Annotated in this window: 15 protein-coding genes; 5 read left to right on the top strand and 10 right to left on the bottom strand. The window is 74.6% G+C overall.

Annotated features, from left to right (window positions below; all coding sequences use genetic code 11):
• Positions 1 to 2 precede the first annotated feature (2 nt).
• Positions 3 to 3,593, top strand: coding sequence for an indolepyruvate ferredoxin oxidoreductase family protein (locus AC1UE5_RS13275; RefSeq protein ID WP_482924090.1), 3,591 nt, complete (start codon positions 3 to 5; stop codon positions 3,591 to 3,593).
• Here the strand turns inward: AC1UE5_RS13275 and AC1UE5_RS13270 are convergent.
• The 3 genes from AC1UE5_RS13270 to AC1UE5_RS13260 are packed head-to-tail and all read right to left on the bottom strand — an operon-like array spanning position 3,537 to position 5,895.
• A complete protein-coding gene (locus AC1UE5_RS13270) occupies positions 3,537 to 4,340 on the bottom strand; it encodes an SDR family NAD(P)-dependent oxidoreductase (protein ID WP_482924088.1) in 804 nt (267 codons plus the stop codon). The genes AC1UE5_RS13275 and AC1UE5_RS13270 overlap by 57 nt on opposite strands.
• Positions 4,340 to 4,996 carry an alpha/beta fold hydrolase gene (locus tag AC1UE5_RS13265; RefSeq protein ID WP_482924086.1) on the bottom strand — a complete coding sequence of 219 codons (657 nt, stop codon included), beginning with the start codon at positions 4,994 to 4,996 and terminating at the stop codon, positions 4,340 to 4,342. Before AC1UE5_RS13265 ends, AC1UE5_RS13270 begins: the two co-directional genes overlap by 1 nt.
• A gap of 5 nt (positions 4,997 to 5,001) precedes the next feature.
• Positions 5,002 to 5,895 (bottom strand): SDR family NAD(P)-dependent oxidoreductase, encoded by an 894-nt coding sequence (locus AC1UE5_RS13260; protein WP_482924083.1) that lies wholly within the window; start codon positions 5,893 to 5,895, stop codon positions 5,002 to 5,004.
• A 24-nt stretch (positions 5,896 to 5,919) separates the two neighbouring features.
• Here AC1UE5_RS13260 and AC1UE5_RS13255 point away from each other — a divergent pair, with 24 nt between their 5' ends.
• Entirely contained in the window at positions 5,920 to 6,195 is a 276-nt protein-coding gene (locus tag AC1UE5_RS13255; RefSeq protein WP_482924080.1) for a hypothetical protein, read from the top strand.
• A 12-nt stretch (positions 6,196 to 6,207) separates the two neighbouring features.
• On the opposite strand, the gene AC1UE5_RS13250 is transcribed toward AC1UE5_RS13255, so the two are convergent.
• Positions 6,208 to 6,855 carry a GGDEF domain-containing protein gene (locus tag AC1UE5_RS13250; RefSeq protein WP_482924078.1) on the bottom strand — a complete coding sequence of 216 codons (648 nt, stop codon included), beginning with the start codon at positions 6,853 to 6,855 and terminating at the stop codon, positions 6,208 to 6,210.
• A gap of 14 nt (positions 6,856 to 6,869) precedes the next feature.
• Complete coding sequence (locus tag AC1UE5_RS13245; RefSeq protein ID WP_482924075.1) at positions 6,870 to 7,877, bottom strand: lysylphosphatidylglycerol synthase transmembrane domain-containing protein; 1,008 nt, start codon at positions 7,875 to 7,877, stop codon at positions 6,870 to 6,872.
• A gap of 52 nt (positions 7,878 to 7,929) precedes the next feature.
• Here AC1UE5_RS13245 and AC1UE5_RS13240 point away from each other — a divergent pair, with 52 nt between their 5' ends.
• Positions 7,930 to 8,715 (top strand): alpha/beta fold hydrolase, encoded by a 786-nt coding sequence (locus AC1UE5_RS13240; protein ID WP_482924073.1) that lies wholly within the window; start codon positions 7,930 to 7,932, stop codon positions 8,713 to 8,715.
• Here AC1UE5_RS13240 and AC1UE5_RS13235 read toward each other — a convergent pair.
• Genes AC1UE5_RS13235 through AC1UE5_RS13225 form a run of 3 tightly spaced genes read right to left on the bottom strand, consistent with a single transcriptional unit; the run spans position 8,655 to position 10,408 of the window.
• Positions 8,655 to 9,431, bottom strand: coding sequence for an alpha/beta fold hydrolase (locus AC1UE5_RS13235; protein ID WP_482924071.1), 777 nt, complete (start codon positions 9,429 to 9,431; stop codon positions 8,655 to 8,657). The two genes, AC1UE5_RS13240 and AC1UE5_RS13235, sit on opposite strands and share 61 nt — an antisense overlap.
• Positions 9,432 to 9,443: 12 nt before the next feature.
• Positions 9,444 to 9,818, bottom strand: a complete 375-nt coding sequence (locus tag AC1UE5_RS13230; protein WP_482924069.1) for an ACT domain-containing protein — start codon at positions 9,816 to 9,818, stop codon at positions 9,444 to 9,446.
• Positions 9,818 to 10,408 (bottom strand): LOG family protein, encoded by a 591-nt coding sequence (locus AC1UE5_RS13225; RefSeq protein WP_482924067.1) that lies wholly within the window; start codon positions 10,406 to 10,408, stop codon positions 9,818 to 9,820. The genes AC1UE5_RS13230 and AC1UE5_RS13225 overlap by 1 nt, the downstream gene beginning before the upstream one ends.
• Before the next feature lie 193 nt (positions 10,409 to 10,601).
• Between AC1UE5_RS13225 and AC1UE5_RS13220 the strand changes: the two genes are divergently transcribed.
• The gene (locus AC1UE5_RS13220) at positions 10,602 to 11,489 is read left to right on the top strand and encodes a DMT family protein (RefSeq protein WP_482924064.1); all 888 of its coding nucleotides are present in this window, start codon (positions 10,602 to 10,604) and stop codon (positions 11,487 to 11,489) included.
• Here the strand turns inward: AC1UE5_RS13220 and AC1UE5_RS13215 are convergent.
• Entirely contained in the window at positions 11,486 to 14,275 is a 2,790-nt protein-coding gene (locus AC1UE5_RS13215) for a helix-turn-helix transcriptional regulator (protein ID WP_482924062.1), read from the bottom strand. The two genes, AC1UE5_RS13220 and AC1UE5_RS13215, sit on opposite strands and share 4 nt — an antisense overlap.
• Before the next feature lie 87 nt (positions 14,276 to 14,362).
• Here AC1UE5_RS13215 and AC1UE5_RS13210 point away from each other — a divergent pair, with 87 nt between their 5' ends.
• Complete coding sequence (locus tag AC1UE5_RS13210) at positions 14,363 to 15,313, top strand: acyl-CoA desaturase (protein WP_482924059.1); 951 nt, start codon at positions 14,363 to 14,365, stop codon at positions 15,311 to 15,313.
• Here AC1UE5_RS13210 and AC1UE5_RS13205 read toward each other — a convergent pair.
• On the bottom strand, positions 15,310 to 17,481 hold the full coding sequence (locus AC1UE5_RS13205; protein ID WP_482924057.1) for a beta-glucosidase: 2,172 nt from the start codon (positions 17,479 to 17,481) through the stop codon (positions 15,310 to 15,312). The two genes, AC1UE5_RS13210 and AC1UE5_RS13205, sit on opposite strands and share 4 nt — an antisense overlap.
• Positions 17,482 to 18,115: the final 634 nt, after the last annotated feature.

Genomic DNA, 18,115 nt, shown 5'->3' with positions numbered 1-18,115 from the left:
GTTTGCCGACCAGCCCGTCGACGACTGAGCAGCAGCTCCCGATCACGCATGTGGGCGGCAGCGCCGGACCGGTGCGCCCCGCGAAGCTCAGCCGGCCCGAGACGACGCTCGCCGACAAGTACGCCCTGGAGCAGGGGACCGTGTTCCTCTCGGGCATCCAGGCGCTCGTCCGCGTCCTGCTCGACCAGCACCGCGCCGACGTCAAGCGCGGGCTCGACACCGCGACCTTCCTCTCCGGCTACCAGGGCTCGCCGCTCGGCGGGCTCGACCGCGAGGTGGAGCGGCTGGGGCCGCTGGCGGCCGAGCACGCGCTGCATTTCACGCCAGGGCTCAACGAGGAGCTGGCGGCGACCGCGGTGTACGGCACGCAGCTCGTGCAGAACATTCGGTCCCACCCACCCCGGCACGACGGCGTCGTCGGCGTGTGGTTCGGCAAGAACCCCGGGCTCGATCGCGCGATGGACGCGCTGCGCCACGCGAACTTCGCCGGCACGCATCCGAACGGCGGGGCGCTCGCGCTGGTGGGCGACGACCCGTCGTGCAAGTCCTCGACGCTGCCGAGCGCGGCCGAGGCGACGCTGGCGTCGCTCCACATGCCCACCTTCTTCCCCGGGACGCTGCAGGAGGTGCTCGACCTCGGGCTCCACGCGATCGCGTGCTCGCGCGCGTCGGGGCTGTGGAGCGCGCTGAAGGTCGTCACGAACATCGCCGACGCGGCGGGCACCGTGCAGGTCTGGCCGGAGCGCGTGGGGCCGCTGATGCCGACGGTCGAGTGGGAGGGCGCGCCGTACCGCCACGTGCCGAACGGCAACCTGCTCGCGCCGGTCTCGACCGAGCTGGAGCGGACGCTGCTCGGGCCGCGGACCGAGCTGGCGCGCCAGTACGCGCGGCTCAACCAGCTCAACCCGATCAGCGTGCCGACGCGCGACGCGTGGCTCGGGGTCGTCGCGGCGGGCAAGGTCTACTACGAGCTCGTCCAGGCCCTGCGCGACCTGGGGCTGGAGCAGCGCGACCTGGAGCGGGCCGGCATCCGGCTGATGAAGGTCGGGATGCTGTGGCCGCACGACCGGGAGGCGTTCCGCGAGCTGGCGCGCGGGGTCGACGAGGTGCTCGTGGTCGAGGAGAAGCTCGACTACCTCGAGCCGGCGGTGAAGGACGCCCTGTACGGGACGACGGACGCGCCGCGGGTGGGCGCGGTCCGCGCCCCCGACCTCGACGCGGACACGATCGCGCTGGCGGTCGCCGAGCGGCTGACGGCGAAGGGGATCGAGCGCGCGTCGGTGTTCGCGCGGGTCGACGAGATCGCGACGCGGCGCCGCGAGCCCGGGCGGGCGCTCCCGGTGGCGGCGCGGACGCCGGCGTTCTGCTCCGGCTGCCCGCACAACACGTCGACCGCGAACCCCGAGGGGACGCTGCTCGGCGCCGGCATCGGCTGCCACACGATGGTGCTGCTCGCGCCCGAGGGCAAGGGCGAGATCACCGGCATCACGCAGATGGGCGGCGAGGGCGCGCAGTTCGTCGGGATGCAGCCGTTCACCGAGGCCGACCACTTCGTGCAGAACCTCGGCGACGGCACCTTCCACCACTCCGGCTCGCTCGCCATCCGCTTCGCCGTCGCGGGCGGCGCGAACGTCACGTACAAGCTGCTCTACAACGACACCGTCGCGATGACCGGCGGGCAGGACGTGCTCGGCCAGCTGAAGGTGCCGGAGCTGACGCGGTGGCTGGCGCTGGAGGGCGTGCGCAGGATCATCGTCACCACCGACGACCTCGCGAAGTACAAGCGGGTGAAGCTCGACCCGATCGCGTCGGTGCGCCACCGCGACGAGCTCGCAGCGGCGCAGGCGGAGCTGGCGAAGGTGGAGGGCGTGACCGTGCTCCTCCACGACCAGGGGTGCGCGGCCGAGAAGCGGCGGATGCGCAAGCGCGGGAAGGCCTCGACGCCGAAGCAGCGCATCCACATCAACGAGCGGGTGTGCGAGGGCTGCGGCGACTGCGGCGCGAAGTCGGGCTGCCTGTCGGTGCTGCCGGTGGAGACCGAGCTGGGGCGCAAGACGCAGATCCACCAGGCGTCGTGCAACCTCGACTTCTCGTGCGTGAAGGGCGACTGCCCGTCGTTCCTGTCAGTGGAGCCGCGGTCGAAGAAGGCGAAGAAGGCCGTGCCGGCGCCGCCGGCGTCGCTGCCGGAGCCGTCGCTGCGCGTGCCCCGGCACGACGTCCTGATCCGCATGCCGGGCATCGGCGGGACCGGCGTCGTCACCGTGTCGCAGATCCTCCAGATGGCGGCGATGCTCGACGGCAAGCACTGCTATGGGCTCGACCAGACCGGCCTTGCGCAGAAGGGCGGGCCGGTGGTCAGCGACGTCCGGATCGCGCGCGACCGCATCGAGGGGTCGAACAAGGCGGGCGCCGGGACGGTCGACCTGCTGCTCGGCCTCGACGTGCTGGGCGCGGCGAACCCGCGCAACCTCGGCGCGTGCTCGCCGGACCGGACGGTCGCCGTGGTGTCGACCGCGCTCGTGCCCACGGCGACGATGGTGCGCGACGTGTCGGCCGGCTTCCCGAGCGAGCGGCGCAACCTCGCGGCCATCGGGCGGTCGACGCGGGCGGACGAGAACTTCCTGGTCGACGCCGGCGCCGTGAGCGAGGCGCTGTTCGGCGACCACATGCCGACGAACCTCCTACTCCTCGGCGCCGCCCACCAGCACGGCTGCCTGCCGGTGTCGGCGGAGGCGATCGAGCAGGCGATCCGCCTGAACGGCGCGGCCGTCGAGACGTCGCTCGCCGCGTTCGCGTGGGGGCGCGCGACCGTGGCCATGCCGGACGCGGTGACGGCCGCGACCCAGCCTCCGATCCCGGCGTCCGCACCCTCCCCGCGGGCCGCCGGGATCGTCGAGGCCACCGGTGCGCGCGGGGAGCTGCGGCGCCTGCTCGAGGTCCGCGTGCCCGAGTTGCTCGCGTACGCCGGGTCGCCGAAGCTCGCGCGGCGGTACGCCGACGACGTGATGGAGGTCGCGCGGGTCGAGGGAGACCGCGGCGCCCCCGGCGAGACGGCGGTGGCCGAGGCGTACGCGCAGGGGCTGTTCAAGCTCCTGGCCTACAAGGACGAGTACGAGGTCGCGCGCCTGCACCTCGACCCGGTCGAGCGCGCGAAGGTGGCCGCCGAGTTCGGGCCGGACGCGAAGGTCTCGGTCCTGCTCCACCCGCCGCTCCTGCGGGCGATCGGCCTGAAGCGGAAGCTGAAGCTCGGCCCGTGGTTCACGCCGGCCTTCCACGTCCTGCGCGCGATGCGCCGCCTCCGCGGCACCCCGCTCGACCTCTTCGGCCTCCCGCAGGTCCGCCGCGTCGAGCGCGCGCTCCCCGACGAGTACCGCGCGCTCGTCTCCCGCGCCCTCGACCAGCTGACGCCGTCGAACCACGCCACGGTCGCGAAGATCGCGGCGCTCCCCGACCTCGTCCGCGGCTACGAGGACATCAAGCTCGCGTCGGTCGAGCGCTTCCGCGCGGAGGCCGCGCGGCTGGAGGCCGAGCTGGCGTCACCGGGCGCGGCCGCGGGCGGCGGCCACGTTGCGGAGGAAGCGGCGGGCGCCTGAGGCGACGAGACCCGCGGCCGCCGCGCGCGGCGCGAGCTGGTTGAGGGCGAAGAAGGGGCGCATCGGGCGGGCGGTGACGAGGACGTCGGGGCGGTCGCGCGCGATCGCGTCGGCGACGGCGGCGGCGACCTGCTCGGGCTTGGAGGTGCCGAGCGTGACAGGCGCGCGGTGGCCGGTCTGCGCCATCCGCGCGTACATGCCCTCGCGGGCGACGAAGCCGGGGCTGACGGAGGAGAACGAGACGCCCGTGCCGCGGTGCTCGAGCCGCAGCGACGCCATCAGCTCAATCAGCGCCGCCTTCGTCGTCGCGTAGCTGGCCAGGTACGGCGACGGGCCGCGGCCGGAGATCGACGCGACGCCCACGACGTGGCCGCGCCGGCGCGCGAGCATCCCGGGGAGCGCGGCGCGTGTCAGCAGCATCGGCGCGGTGACGTTGACGCGGACGATCTCCTCCAGCTCCTCCGGCGACTCGGCCGTGTACGCGCCGGTGTGCTCGACGCCCGCGCAGTGGACGAGCCCGTCGAGCGGGCCGGCCAGCGCCTCGGCGCGGTCGACGAGCTGCGCCGTGGCGACGCGGTCGAGGAGGTCGCACGTGAGGTGCGCGGCGGCGGGCGCGGCGTGCAGGCGCTCCTCGTCGCGGCCGGTCGCGACGACCCGCGCGCCGCGCGCCGTGAGGGTCGCGGCGACGTGGCGGCCGATGCCGCCGCTCGCGCCGGTGAGGAGGATCGTGCTGCCGCCCAGGTCCACTACCGGACCCGGGCTACCCCGTCGAGCAGGCTGGACGCGCCGACCGCGGTGGGGATGGCGTCCAGGAGCGCTTCCGCCGCGGCGAGGTCGTGGGGCTTGGCGGCGTCGGAGGAGACGATCGCGACCGGCGTGGCGACGGGCTCGAGGATCGCGTGGCCGAGCGGGAGCGTCGCGAGCGCGCCGAAGTCCACGATGCGCGGGCGGGCCTCCGCGATCGCGGCCGGGCCGCCGGCGCGCAGCTCGGTCTCCAACGCCGCGCGCTCCTCCGACAGCGCCTCGGTGGCCTCCGGCACGAACATGTACGCGGGCGGGTCGACGAGCACCGCGCCGCGCGCGAGCTCGGGGTGGCGGAGCACGACGTCGAGCACGATCAGCGCGCCGAGCCCGTCCCCGACGAGGATCGCGGGGTCGCCGGCGACCGTCCGCACGATGGCGGCGAGGTCCTCGGCCTGCTCGTTGACCGTCGTCCGCTCGTACGGCTCGGGCGCGCCCGACGCGCCGTACCCGCGCCGGTCGTACGCGATCACCCGCCCGGGGAGCTCGTCGTACGGCCAGGCGGTCCCACCCATCCCGTGCACGAGCACGATCGGCGGACCGTCCGCGCCGGGCGCGAACTCGTGAACGGACAGGGCGACCCCCGCGGCCTCGACGAGCATGCCGTCTATCTCAGCAGGCGGGCGAGGAGCGAGCGGCGCGCGCGCAGCGGCCCTCGCGCGGCGCCGGTGCCCGCGGGATGGTGGAGCGGGTCGGAGCGCGCGGGGCGGCGGCCCGTCGCGTAGTAGCGGTGGACGAGGCCGAGCACCCGCTCCCCGACCCACGGCAGCCGCCACAGCGTCAGCCAGAACCGCGCCTCGCCGCCGGCGACCACGTCGCGGGAGGTGCGGGGGCGGCCGGGGCGACGGCGCGGGCGCGCGGCCTCGACGATCGCCTCCGCGACGACCTCCGGCGCGTAACCCCACGGCGGCGTGCGCGGGAGGCGTCCGGTGGCGCTCGTGACGCTCCCCCACACCGGCGTGGCGATCGCGCCGGGGTCGACCATCACGATCCGGACCGGCGAGCGCGCCGCGCGCAGCTCGATGCGCAGCGACCGCACGAACGAGCGCAGCGCGGCCTTCGACGCCGCGTAGGCGCTGAACGAGGGCAGCGGCGTGCGGGCGTTGATGGAGCCGGTCACGACCACCGTCCGGACGTGCGGGAGCGCGGCGCGCACGACGTTCACCGCGCCGAGGAACGTCACCGCCACCGTCCGGTCGAAGTCCTCGGCCGCCACCTCCGCGAACGGCCCGTAGACCATCGCCGCCGCGTTCACCACGACGACGTCGAGCCCGCCCCACTCCTCGACCACGCGCGCCACCGCCGCATCCACGGCCGCGCGGTCGGCGACGTCCGCCGGCACGACGAGCGTGCGGCCGCGGCAGCGCGCGGCGACGGCGCGCAGGCCGTCCCCGCTGCGGGCGAGCAGCGCGACGTCCGCGCCCGCGGCGGAGAACGCGACGGCGGCGGCCGCGCCGACGCCGCTCGACGCGCCGGTGATCAGGACCCGTGAGGAGACCATGGCGCGGGGAGTACCCTGCGAACCATGGAAGGCGGCTTCCCATTCGGCTTCGGCGGGGGCGACCCCGACGAGCTTCGGCGCCAGTTCCAGGAGTTCGCTGAGCAGCTGCAGGGCAGCCAGCGCGTCGCCTGGGCCGACAACGCCATCAAGCTGGCGGTCGACATGACCGTGGCCTCGATCAACCGCGTGAACGTCCAGGGCACGCCCGAGCAGCAGGCGCAGCAGCTCCGGTCCGTCATGGCGACGGTCTTCCCGGAGGCGGTCACGCTCGTGCGCGAAGCGCGCGAAGGGCTGCGCTAGCGGCGAACGCCGTCAGGCCGCGCGGCGGGACGAGCGCCCGCCGTGCCTGCGCCGCTTGGCCTCGATCGCGGCCTGGTCGGCGACGGCCAGCAGGTCCTCCGGCGTCTCCCCGTCCTCGGGGAAGATCGCCCAGCCCGCGCTCACGCTCATCCCTTCGAGGCCCTCGACGGCCTCCGCGACCGCGCGCTGCAGCCGCCCGGTCAGCCGCTCGGCGACCTCCTCGCCCGACTCGGGCGCGAGCACGCAGAACTCGTCGCCGCCGAGCCGCACGACCGTGTCCTGCGACCGCACCGCGCCGTCCAGCGCGCCCGCGATCTCCCGCAGCACCTCGTCGCCCGCCGCGTGGCCGTAGCGGTCGTTGACGAGCTTGAACCCGTCGAGGTCGAGCGCGATCACCGCGAAGCGCCGCTGGTGGCGGGCGTGGCGCGCGACCTCGTAGTCCATCCGCTCCTCCAGCGCACGCCGGTTCGCCAGCCCCGTGAGCGCGTCGCGGAGAGAGAGGCGGCGCAGCGCGGCCTCCCGCACGGCGACCCGGCGCTGGAGGAGCGCGCCGCCGACCGCGGCGGGGACGGCGAGGAGGATCGCGCCGGGCCCGAGGGCGGCGCCGGCGAGGGCGAGGAGCGCGGCGGCCGCCGCTGCGAGGCAGGCAGCGCTCTTCATGCTGGAAAGTGGTTCTACACGCCCGCCCGGACGCCTTCGGCCGGATCGTTGGCGTCTTCCCGCTCGCGCGCCCGCGACTCGCGGCCCGCCGCGATGACCTCCTTGAACGAGCGGAAGCGGAAGATGAAGAAGAGCGCCAGGAAGCCGACGCCGAGCATCCACACCGCGATCGCGATCTGCTGGCCGACGCTGTAGGCGGCGACCGTCGCACCGGTCGCCGTCCCCGCGAAGACCTTCACGAGCAGCGCCTGCTGCACCCCCGCGCCGCCAGGCGTGAACGGGACGACCGCGGCCACCGCGTTCACTCCCAGCACCAGCAGCACGTTGCGCACCGAGCCGCCGACCTGGAAGGCCTCGAGCAGCATCCAGAACGCGAAGAAGCGGAAGCCCCAGCCCGCGAACTGCACGAGCCACACCTCGCGGAAGTAGCGCCGCCGGTCGCGGAGGATCGTCAGGCCCTGCCGCACGCGCTCCCAGAACGCGACGACGCGCGCCGACAGCAGCGCGAACGCCACGAGCCCGGCGATCATCAGCGCCGTCAGGAGGAAGAGCGTGAAGCGCGGGTGGCCGGCGAAGAACTGCAGGTCGAACGCCGGGATCTTCGAGAAGTCCGGCGGCTTGGGGAACACGCCCTGCGAGAACGCGAACGTGAGGATGAACACCGCCATCGTCGCGTCGAACACGTTCTCCACGACCATCGCCGACGCCACCGCCGGGTACGACGACCGCGGCACCGACGACTTGGTCAGGAAGAGCCGGATGACGTCGCCGCCGCGCGCCGGGACGATGCCGTTGAAGCCGTACGCCGCCACGTACGCGCCCCAGATGCGGCGGAACTCGAACCGCTCGTCCGGGTACGCCGCGCGCAGGATGTGGAACGAGGCCCGCGCGCGCAGCGTCAGGTAGACGGTGAACGACAGGAGCCCGAGCAGGAGCGGGATGAAGCTGATGCTCGCCAGCGAGTCGAAGAACGACCCGACCGCGTCGAAGAACGACTCCAAGGACGATCCGATCGACGCCACGAACACTGGACGTTCACCGTAGTAGGCGCGCACGCGCGTAGCGTCCCGCCTCGTGAGCTCCCGCGTCGTCGCGCTGCCGGACGGGCGCACGCTCGGCTACGCCGATTGGGGACCGCCCGACGGGCGCGCGGTCGTCTACCTCCACGGCGCGCTCGGCTCGCCCCTGCGCCGCTGCCCGCGCACCGAGGCGCTCCTGGACGAGCTCGGCGTCCGCTACCTGCTCGTCCAGCGGCCCGGCTTCGGCGCGTCGACCCCGCAGCCCGGCCGCACGCTGCACGGCTTCGCCCGCGACGTCGAGGCGCTGGCGGACGCGCTCGGCCTCGACGAGCTCCTGCCGCTCGGCGTGTCCGCGGGCGGCCCGTACGCGGCGGCGGTGGCCCACGCGCTCGGCCCCGACCGCGCACCCGCCGCGGCGATCGTCAGCGGCGTCGGCCAGCTCCCCGCCGCCGGGCTCGCCCGCGCGGTGCTCGCCGCGAAGCCCGCCACCGCGCGCCGCGCGATCGACGCGCTGCTGCGGGCCGCGCCGGTCCAGCGCTGCGGCGGCGACGCGACGGCGCTGCTGGAGGACCTGCGGCTCGTGTTCGGCGACTGGGGCTTCGACCCGGCCGGCGTGCGCGCGCAGGTGACGCTGTGGCACGGCACCGCCGACCCGCTCGTGCCGCTCGACCACGCGCTCGCGCTGGCGATCACGCTCCCCCGCTGCACGCCCGCGCTCGCGCCGGGCGAGGGCCACTTCTTCTTCCGCCGCCGGATGGGCGACGTGCTCGAGGCCCTGCTTCAGCGCGACGAGAGGATCGCCCGCGCCACGAGCTCGGGGCCGTCCCACGTCGGCACGTGACCGCAGTCGGTCAGCCAGATGTGCCGCGCCTGCGGGATCTCCGTGCGCGCCCGGCCGGCCTGCCGGGGGATGAGCAGCCGGTCCTTCTCGCCCCACGCGACCGTCACCGGCCCGCGCACGTCCTTGCCACCCGTGAACGTCCGCTGCCCCATCGCGTCGAGCGTGAGCTTCCAGCCCGGCGACGCCGCCAGGTTGCGCAGCGCGCCCGCGGCCGCCTCGACCGGCATCCGGTCGGCGTGCGCGACGAGCTGCGCGTTGGCCGCCTTGCGCACGCGCGGGTTGGCGAGCACCGTCTCCGCGCGCGGGCCGACCAGCGTCGCGGCCGCGTGCGCGATGCGGAGCGAGATCGTCGCGTAGCGCTGCTCCCCGCGCGTCCAGAACCCGGCGGGCGACAGCGCGCACGCCGACAGGGTGCGGCCGCGCTTGGCCAGCTCCAGCGCGACCCACCCGCCGAGCGAGTTGCCCGCGACGTGGACCTGCCCGACGCCCTCCGCGTCGAGGAACGCCTCGATGCCGTCGGCCAGCCCTTCGGGATCGGGCGTCTTGCCGGGCGGCAGCAGCGGCGAGCCGCCGAAGCCCGGCATGTCGAGCGCCAGCACGTCGTGCTCGGCCTCGAGCGCCGGCAGGACGGGCTCCCACATCTGCCACTGGGAGCCGATGCCGTGGAGGAGCACCAGCGGCTCGCCGGCGCCTCCGCGATGGTGGGACAGGCTCATGGCCGCGGCACGCTACTCGACGGTGTGCCCGGCCGCGTGGAGCGCGGCCACCGCCTCCTGCACCTTCACCTGTGGCACGAGCACAACGTCGGTGTCGTAGGTGGCGAGCGTGAAGATCCACACGCCGGCCTCGGCCAGCGGCGCGGCGATCGAGGCCATGACGCCGGTCAGCTCGAACGCGAGCGGGCCGGTGACCTCCAGCGCGCGGAACCCCCGCTCGGCGACGGCGTCCTCCGGCACGACCTCCTCCGGCGCGACGAGCGACAGCTCCTCCCCGCGCCGGACCGCGGCGGCCAGCGGCGCGTCGAACGAGAACCACGCGGGCAGCGCGTCGACCTGCACCACGGCGTAGCGGCCGGGGAGCAGGCGGAGCGTCAGGCCCGGCATCAGCTCTCCGCCCGCCCGAGCCACTGCGGCGTGTCCGGCGCCTCCCACGCCCGCAGCCGCGCGACGAGCCGCTCCGGGTCGTCGTCGACGAGCAGGCGCGCGCGCGTGCCCTCGCGCAGGAAGCCCTCGGCCATCGCCTCGTCGAGGAACGCGAGCAGCCCGTCGTAGTAGCCCTCGACGTTGAGCACGCCGAGCGGGCAGCGGTGCACGCCGAGCTGCGCCCAGGTGTAGACCTCGATCAGCTCCTCCAGCGTGCCGATGCCGCCCGGCAGCGCGACGAACGCGTCCGACAGCTCCGCCATCAGCGCCTTGCGCTCGTGCATCGAGCCGACGACGCGCAGGTCAGGCAGCCCGGTGTGCGCGCGCTCGCGGTCGCGCAGCTGCTCGGGGATGACGCCCGTGACGTGGCCGCCGGCGGCCAGCGCGGCGTCGGCCAGCGCGCCCATCAGGCCGGCGCGGCCGCCGCCGTAGACGACACCGATGCCCGACTCGGCGAGGTGGCGGGCGAGCGCTTCGGCGCCGGCGCGGTAGGCGGGCTTCGCCCCATCGAGGGAGCCGGCGTAGAGGCAGACGTTGCGGAGCTCGGTCACGCCGCACAGCCTGCCAAAAGGAAGCGCCCTCTCGAGAGGGCGCTTTGGGTAGTCCTGCCTCCCTGGCAAGGGAGGTATCGACGGGAACAACGTCCGTCCGCTCTGCGGATGACCTCTGTCCTGTACGTCGTTTGTAGCAGCTGACGCGAGCGTGTCAAGCGCCGATGTTCATGGCACTACTTTGGTTCTCCGCATGAGCGCCACGGTTGAGCTGGGGCTGCTGATCGCCGTCGCCACCGCGCTCACGTCGATCGTCGGCTTCCTCTACAAGCACCGCGGGTCGGTCGAGGCCCCGCCGATCGAGTTCACCCGCCCCATCTCCAGCTCGATCGCGCTGTTCAGCTCGCCGTGGTACGTGCTGGGCATCGTCGTGGCGCTCGGCTCGTGGGGCCTGCACGTCGCCGCGCTCGCGCTCGCGCCGATCTCGCTCGTGCAGGCGACGATCGCGGGCTGCCTCGTGCTGCTCACGCCGATCGCGCAGAAGCTCTTCCGCCACCCGGTGACGCGGCGCGAGTGGGTCGGCGTCGCGCTGACCGCGGCGGGCCTGTGCATCCTCGCCGCGACGCTGTCGGGGACCGGCGACGAGGCGCACAGCGACTTCGCGGCCGGGACGCTCGCCGGCTACGTCGGGCTGGCGACCGTGATCGGGCTGCTCGTCGTGCCCTTCGCGTTGGAGGGCGCCCGCGCCGGCGCGATCATGGCGATGTCGGCGGGCCTGCTGTGGGGCGGCTCGGACGTGTCGATCAAGGCGCTCACCGGCAGGCTCGAGGACGAGGGCGTGCTCGGCGTCCTGATCCACCCGCTCGCGCTGGTGATCCTCGTGCTGTCGCTGCTGGGCCTGCTCGTCTCGGCCCGCTCGCTCCAGATCGGCCGCCCCGTCGCGGTGATCGCGGTGACGAGCGCGACCGCGAACGTGATCACGATCGCGTCCGGTCCGATCGTCTTCGGCGAGCCGCTGCCTGAGGACCCGCTCGGCCTCGCGCTGCGCGTCGGGGCGTTCGCGCTGGTGATCACCGCGGCGGCGCTGACGCCGCCGCCGGGCGCGGGCGTGGTCGAGCCCGAGCCCGCCCCGGCGCGCTAGCCGACCGGCGCGGGCGGGCGGTCCGCCTCGTCCGCGACCACGCGCGCGAGCTGCGTGCGGGACCGGACGCCGAGCTTCTTGTAGATGCCCGACAGGTGGTGCTCGATCGTCTTCGGGGAGAGGAACAGCGCCGCGCCCGCCTCGCGGTTGGTCATGCCCTGGGCCACGAGCAGCGCGATGCGCCACTCCTGGCCGGAGAGCTGCGCCATCGCCGCCCGGCGCTCGCTCGCGGCCGCCGCGGCGGCGTCCTCCTTGGGCGTGCCGCTGCCCGACGCGGCGGCCGCGCGGCGTGCCCGCTCGACCCAGGGCTTCGCGCCGACACGCTCGAACTGCTCCAGCGCCCGGCGCAGCGGCTCGCGGCTCTCGGGGCGGCGGCCGGCGCGGCGCAGGCGCTCGCCGAGGAGGAGGTCGGTCCGCGCCTGCTCGAACGGCTGCGCGGTCCCGGCATGGAGCTCGAGCGCCAGCAGGAAGTGCTCCTCGAACGCATCGTCGGGCGCGAGCAGGCCGCGGCACCGCTCCACGCACGCGCGCGACCAGAACAGCTGCGTGCGCTCTGCGTCGCGCGCGAACTCGGCCAGCACCTCCTCCGCCTCGTCGCGCGCGCCGATCAGCAGCAGCGCCTCCACGAGGTCGGCGTGGAACTGGGCCAGCGACGGCTCGCCCCAGTGGAGCTCGACGTAGCGCCGGCGCGCGCCGCGCAGGACCTCGGCGGCGGCCGCCGCGTCGCCGGCGACGAGCTCGACGAGGCCGAGCGCGCTGCGCGCGTGGATCTCCAGCGCCCCGTAGCTGACGGTGAGCACCATCCGGAGCGCCTCGCGGCCGCGCTCGCGCGCCTGCTCGATCCGCCCCGTGAGCGCGTCGATGCGGGCCATCTTCGCCAGCGCCAGCCCGAGGATCCCCCCGAAGCCGACCTCGCGCCCGAGCCGCAGCGCCTCCTCGGCGTCGGCCAGCGCGCTCTGCCAGTGGCCGCGCCGCTGCTCGAGGTCGCTGCGGACCGTGAGCGGGTAGACGAGCCGCGTCACGGCGCCCGCCTCGCGCGCCTCGCGGATGAGGTCGTCGATGAGGTCGAACGCCTGGTCGTAGCGCTCGGTCCAGATCTGCGCGTGGGCGACCATCTGGACGATCTCCGCCGCGTCCTCGCCCGCCGGGTCGAGCAGCGGCAGGCCCGCGTCGATCAGCGCGAAGCCCTCCAGCGGGCGGCCGAGCGGGACGAGCGCCTCGCCCTCCACGACGTCGCACGCGGCGCGGATGCCGGGCACGTCGCCGGCCAGCTCGCGCGCCTTCCGCGCGGTCGCGGCGAGCGGGAGCATGTCGCCCTCGCCGAGGTAGCCGGCGGCGGCGAGCAGGAGCGTCTGCGCGGCCTCGACGCGGTTGCCGGCCGCCTCCAGCTCCGCGGCCTCGCGCTCGACCAGCTCGATGCCCTCGCGCGGGGTGCCGAGCCGCATCGCCGCCAGGCCGAGCAGGCGGCGGACCTCCGAGCGCAGCACGGGCTCGAGCGCCGCGTCGCGGTCCAGCTCCCCCAGGTCGTGCAGCGCGCGCTCGCTGTCGCCGCCGACCAGCGCGTCGCTGGACGCGTCGAGCATCCGGCGCCGCGCGTCGGCCGGGTCGGGCGAGAGCGCGGCGGCGCGGCGGAACGCATGCGCGGCCTCGACCGGTGCGCCGCGGCCGCGGGCGTCGAGCGCCGCCGACTCGAGCGCGAGCGCGACCTCCTCGTCGGGGCCCGGCGCGGCGGCGGCGAGGTGCCAGGCGCGGACGCGGTCGTCGGGCGCGACGGCGGCGAGCGCCTCGTGGACGACCGCGCGGTCGCTCTCCGACAGCGCGTGGTACGCGGCAGCGCGGACGAGCGGGTGGCGGAACGCGAGCGTGCCGTCGCCCAGCCGCAGGACGCCGGCCTGCTCGGCGGCGGTCAGCGCCGACGGCGGCAGGCGCAGGTCGGCCATCGCGCGCGCGAGCATGTCGGCGCGCGGGGGGTTCATGGCGGCGGCGAGCCCGAGCGCGTTGCGCGCGTCCTCGGGCAGGTTCGCGATGCGGCGGGCGAACAGCTCCTCCACCCGCGTGCCGGTCGGCAGCGGCGTGCGGAGCGGGTCGCGGCCGGTGCGCTCGCGCTCGCTCAGCGCGGCGGGCAGCTCGGTGAGCGCGAGCGGGTTGCCGCCGGTCGCGGCGTGGAGCGCGTCGGCGACCGTGGGCACGACGCCGTGCGCCTCGACCAGCCGGCGCGCGTCGGCCGCGGCGAGCCCGCCGAGGTGCAGCGTGTCCAGGCGGGCGTCGGCCGGCTCCCACCCCTCGCCGTCGCGCGCGGCGAGCAGCAGCCCGACGCCCTCGGCGCCGAGCCGGCGGGCGGCGAAGAGGAGCGCGTCACGCGTCGCGCGGTCGAGCCACTGGACGTCGTCGGCGATCACCAGCAGCGGCTGGCGCTCGGCCGCCGCGGCGAGCAGGCCGAGCAGCGCGACCGGCACGGTGAAGCGGTCGGACGCGACCGACGGCTCCAGCGACAGCGCCGACCGCAGCGCGCGCGCCTGCACGTCCGGCAGCTGCTCGAACAGGTCGAGGAACGGCATCGCGAGCGCGTGCAGGCCCGCCCACGGGATCTCGCCCGCGCCCTCGTAGGTGCGCACCGGCAGGAGCCGGAAGCCGTCGCGCGCGGCCTCCTCCGCCAGCGTGAGGAGGAGGGCCGTCTTGCCGATCCCGGCGTCGCCGTGCACGACCAGCGCGAAGCTCTTCCCGTCGCGCGCGTCGGCAAGCAACCCGCGCAGCCGAGCGAGCTCCGTCTCGCGTCCCAGCAGCACGCGTTGAGGGTAGTTCGCAGGCATCGGGGGGTTAACCCCCGAATCGCATCAACGTGCCGGATTTCCGGTCTAAGGTGCGCCTAACCCATGGCCGTCACGACTTCGCAGACCCCCGCGTCGGCGCCGCTGCGCGACGACGTCCAGCCCGTCGAGAACGAGAAGCTCGACCGCTTCCTGACCGGCACCGTGACCGTGGTCCCGTTCATCGGGCTCGGGATCGCCGCCTGGCAGACGTGGAACTCCCTCCTGCACTGGCACGACATCGTCGTGTTCGTCGTCATGTACCTGATCTGCGCCCTCGGCGTGACGATCGGGTTCCACCGCCATCTGACGCATCGCGCGTTCAAGACGTCGCCGTTCTTCCGCGGCACGCTCGCGGCGATGGGGTCGATGGCGATCGAGGGCCCGGTCACCTCGTGGGTCGCCGACCACCGCAAGCACCACACGTTCGCGGACGAGGAGGGCGATCCGCACTCGCCCCACGTCGACCACGGCGGCGGGCTCAAGGGCACGCTGAAGGGCCTGTTCCACGCACACGTCGGCTGGCTCTTCATCCACACCCAGCGCGGCCTGAAGACGCGCTACGCGCGGGATCTGCTCAACGACCCGGTCATCAGCCGCATCGACCGCCAGTTCCTGTTCTGGGTGCTCGCGGGCTTCGCGCTGCCGTTCGCGCTCGGCGGCCTGCTGAGCTGGTCGTTGGAGGGCGCGCTGACCGGCCTGCTGTGGGGCGGCGCGATCCGGATGCTCGTCGTCCACCACGTGACGTACAGCGTCAACTCGATCTGCCACGTCTTCGGCCGCAAGCACTACGAGACCGAGGACGAGTCGCGCAACGTGTGGTGGCTGGCGCTGCCGACGCTGGGCGAGGCGTGGCACAACACGCACCACGCCTTCCCCACGTCCGCCGTCCACGGCGTCGACAAGCGCCAGATCGACGTCTCCGGCTCGATCATCAACCTGCTCGAGCGGCTCGGCATCATCTGGGACGTCGTCCGCGTCCCGGAGGAGCAGCTCGCCGAGCGGCGGGCGCGCTAGCGCACGATCGACCCGGTCAGCGGCAGGTCGCGCGAGGACGCTCCCACCTTCACCTGGTAGCGCCCGGGCGCGACCCGCCAGCCGCCGGCCGCCTCGTCCCAGTAGGAGAACGCGCGCTCGTCGAGCGTGAACGTCACCCGCTTGGACCGGCCCGGCGCGAGCGTGACGCGCTCGAAGCCCTTGAGCTGCGACGGCGGCTGGACGATCTCCGCGCTCGGCTGCGGGAGCCCGAGGTAGAGCTGCGGCACGGCGGTGCCCGTGCGGCGGCCGGTGTTGGTGACGGTGAAGCTGACCTGGCGGCCGTCGATGCGCAGGCCGCGGTAGGCGAAGCGGGTGTAGGTGAGCCCGTGCCCGAACGGGAACGCGACGCCGCGCCCGTGCTGGTCGAACCAGCGGTAGCCGATCAGCACGCCCTCCTTGTAGGTCACGCGTTCGCCCACGCCCGGGTACGCCTCAGGGTCGGCCGTGCCGTTCACCGGCCCGTCCGCCTCGCTGATGGGGAACGTCGCGGGGAGCCGGCCGCCCGGCTCCGCCTCGCCGAGCAGGACCCGCGCGATCGCCGTGCCGCCGTTCTGGCCCGGGTACCAGGCCTCGAGAATCGCCGGCACGTCGCCCCGCCACGGCGTCAGGACCGGCCCGCCGCTCTGGAGGACGACGACCGTGCGCGGCTGCGCGGCGGCGACCGCCTCGATGAGCGCGTCGCGGTCGACGCCGTCGGTGGCGCCGCAGTTGAGGCCGAGGCACGGCTTGTCGACGCCCTCGGTCATGTTGTCGCCGACGACCACGATGGCCGCGTCGGCGTGCCGGGCCAGGTTGGCGGCGCGGGCCGCGTCGGTGCCGTCGTCCTCCCAGACGTGCTCCTCGCCGAGCCGGTCGCGCAGCGCCTGGAGCGGCGTCGTGGTCTTGTACGCCTTGATCGCCGACGAGCCGCCGCCGTTCTTGATCGTGTCCGCCTCCGGGCCGATCACGGCGACCTTCTCCAGGGTGCGCGGGTCGAGCGGGAGCGTCGCGCCCTCGTTCTTCAGCAGCACCGTGCCCGCGGCCTCGATCTCGGCGGCGGTCGCGTCGTGCGCGGCCTGGTCGATCTGCGCCTCGTCGTCCACGTACGCGGCGCGGTCGAAGAAGCCGTGGGCGAAGAGCGTGCGGAGGATGCGCCGGACGGCGCCGTCGACGTGGGCGGTGGTCGCCTGCCCGGTGGCGAGCGCGGCGTTGACGCGCAGCGGGGCGTAGGTGATGCCGGGCCAGATGTCGAGGTCGAGCCCGTTCCGCAGGCCGCCGACGGTGGTCTTGCCGGCGCCGTAGTCGGTGAGGACGAAGCCCTGGAAGCCCCAGTCGCCCTTGAGGATGCCGTTGAGCAGGTGCTCGTTCTCGCAGCCGTACTGGCCGTTGATGCGGTTGTACGAGCACATCACGCTGCCGACGCCGCCCTCCTTCACGGCGGCCTCGAACTGCGGCAGGTAGATCTCGCGCAGCGTCCGCTCGTCCACGCGCGCGTCGACGGTCATGCGCGAGCCGATCAGCGCGCCGCCGATCGGGGCGCCCGGGATCTGGACGCCGATCCCCTCCTGGTTGTTGACCGCGTAGTGCTTGACGTTGCCGATGACGCCCTGGGCCTGGAGGCCCTTCGTCCAGCCGACGGCGAGCCGGGCCGCGAGGTACGGGTCCTCGCCGAAGTACTCGAACGTGCGCCCGTTGCGTGCGGTCCGCAGCATGTTCACCGCGGGCGCGAAGACGACGTCGTTGCCCTTCTTCTTCGCCTCGTCGCCGATCACCGCGGCGTGCTTCGCGGCGAGGTCCTGGCTGAACGTCGACGCGAGCGCCATCGGGGACGGCATCGCGGTCGCGTTGCCCTGCCGCGTGCCGACCGGCCCGTCCGAGAAGTACACGGGCGGCAGCCCGACCCGTTCGACCCCGTTGCTCGTCCCGGTGTGCGTCCCCGGCTGCCCGGCCGCCCCCAGCAGCTCGTCGCCGGCCAGGAGCGAGATGCGCTCCGCGCGCGTGAGCTGGTCGAGCAGGAGCTGCGCCCGCTCGTCCGCCGACTTCGTGGTGTCGCACCACGGGCGCGTCGTGGGGTCGCCGCACCGCCCGGCGGCGCTCGCGGCGGTGGCGGGGCTGAGGACCGCGAGCGCGGTGACCAGCGCGCCGGCGGCGAGGAGAGAACGGGACACGTGTTCCACAACGCGCCCGGCGCCGCGGACTTGCGGTCGCCCGGTACTCGCGCGCCAGACCGATCATGCTGTGACGCGGTGGGGCTTGGTCGTCGCGCGGACGCGGGGTGGGTTCGCTGACCCCCGCCACGTCCGCCGCACTGCGATACCTCGCCCCCCTCCACCCACCGCACCACCCGCCGCCCGGTGTGGCCCTGTCGGCGGCTGCCCTACGCGGCGACGTCAACGTCGCATGCGCGCGCCCCGACCGCGCGGGTGACGTTGTGCCCCCCATGCGGGACCAACGTCACTTCGAGAGGCGGTGCGGTCTCGCGCGGGTACGTTGACGTGGGGCGAAGCCGAGCGCTCGCCTGCGCCACTGCGCGAGGACTTGTTCGGAAGCAGTGAGATGCCGACGCCGCGACGGACTTGTGGGGTGGGTCCGCGCCCCACGAAGCGAGTGGCTCGCCCGCGTTGCCCAACGCCGGCAGCTTGATGCCGACGCTCGACGGGTACAAGTCCCCTGACCGCTTCGACGACGGTCAAGCGAGAACGAGACCACCTGGAGGTACCGACGAATGAGGCTTGTAACCCACACAAAGGAGACGAGATGCCATTGCATCGCGTTCCGTCCGGCGAACCCGCCGGCCCCCGC

This window comes from Parviterribacter multiflagellatus, from assembly GCF_056863265.1.
This window is presented reverse-complemented; position numbering and strand designations above follow the sequence as displayed.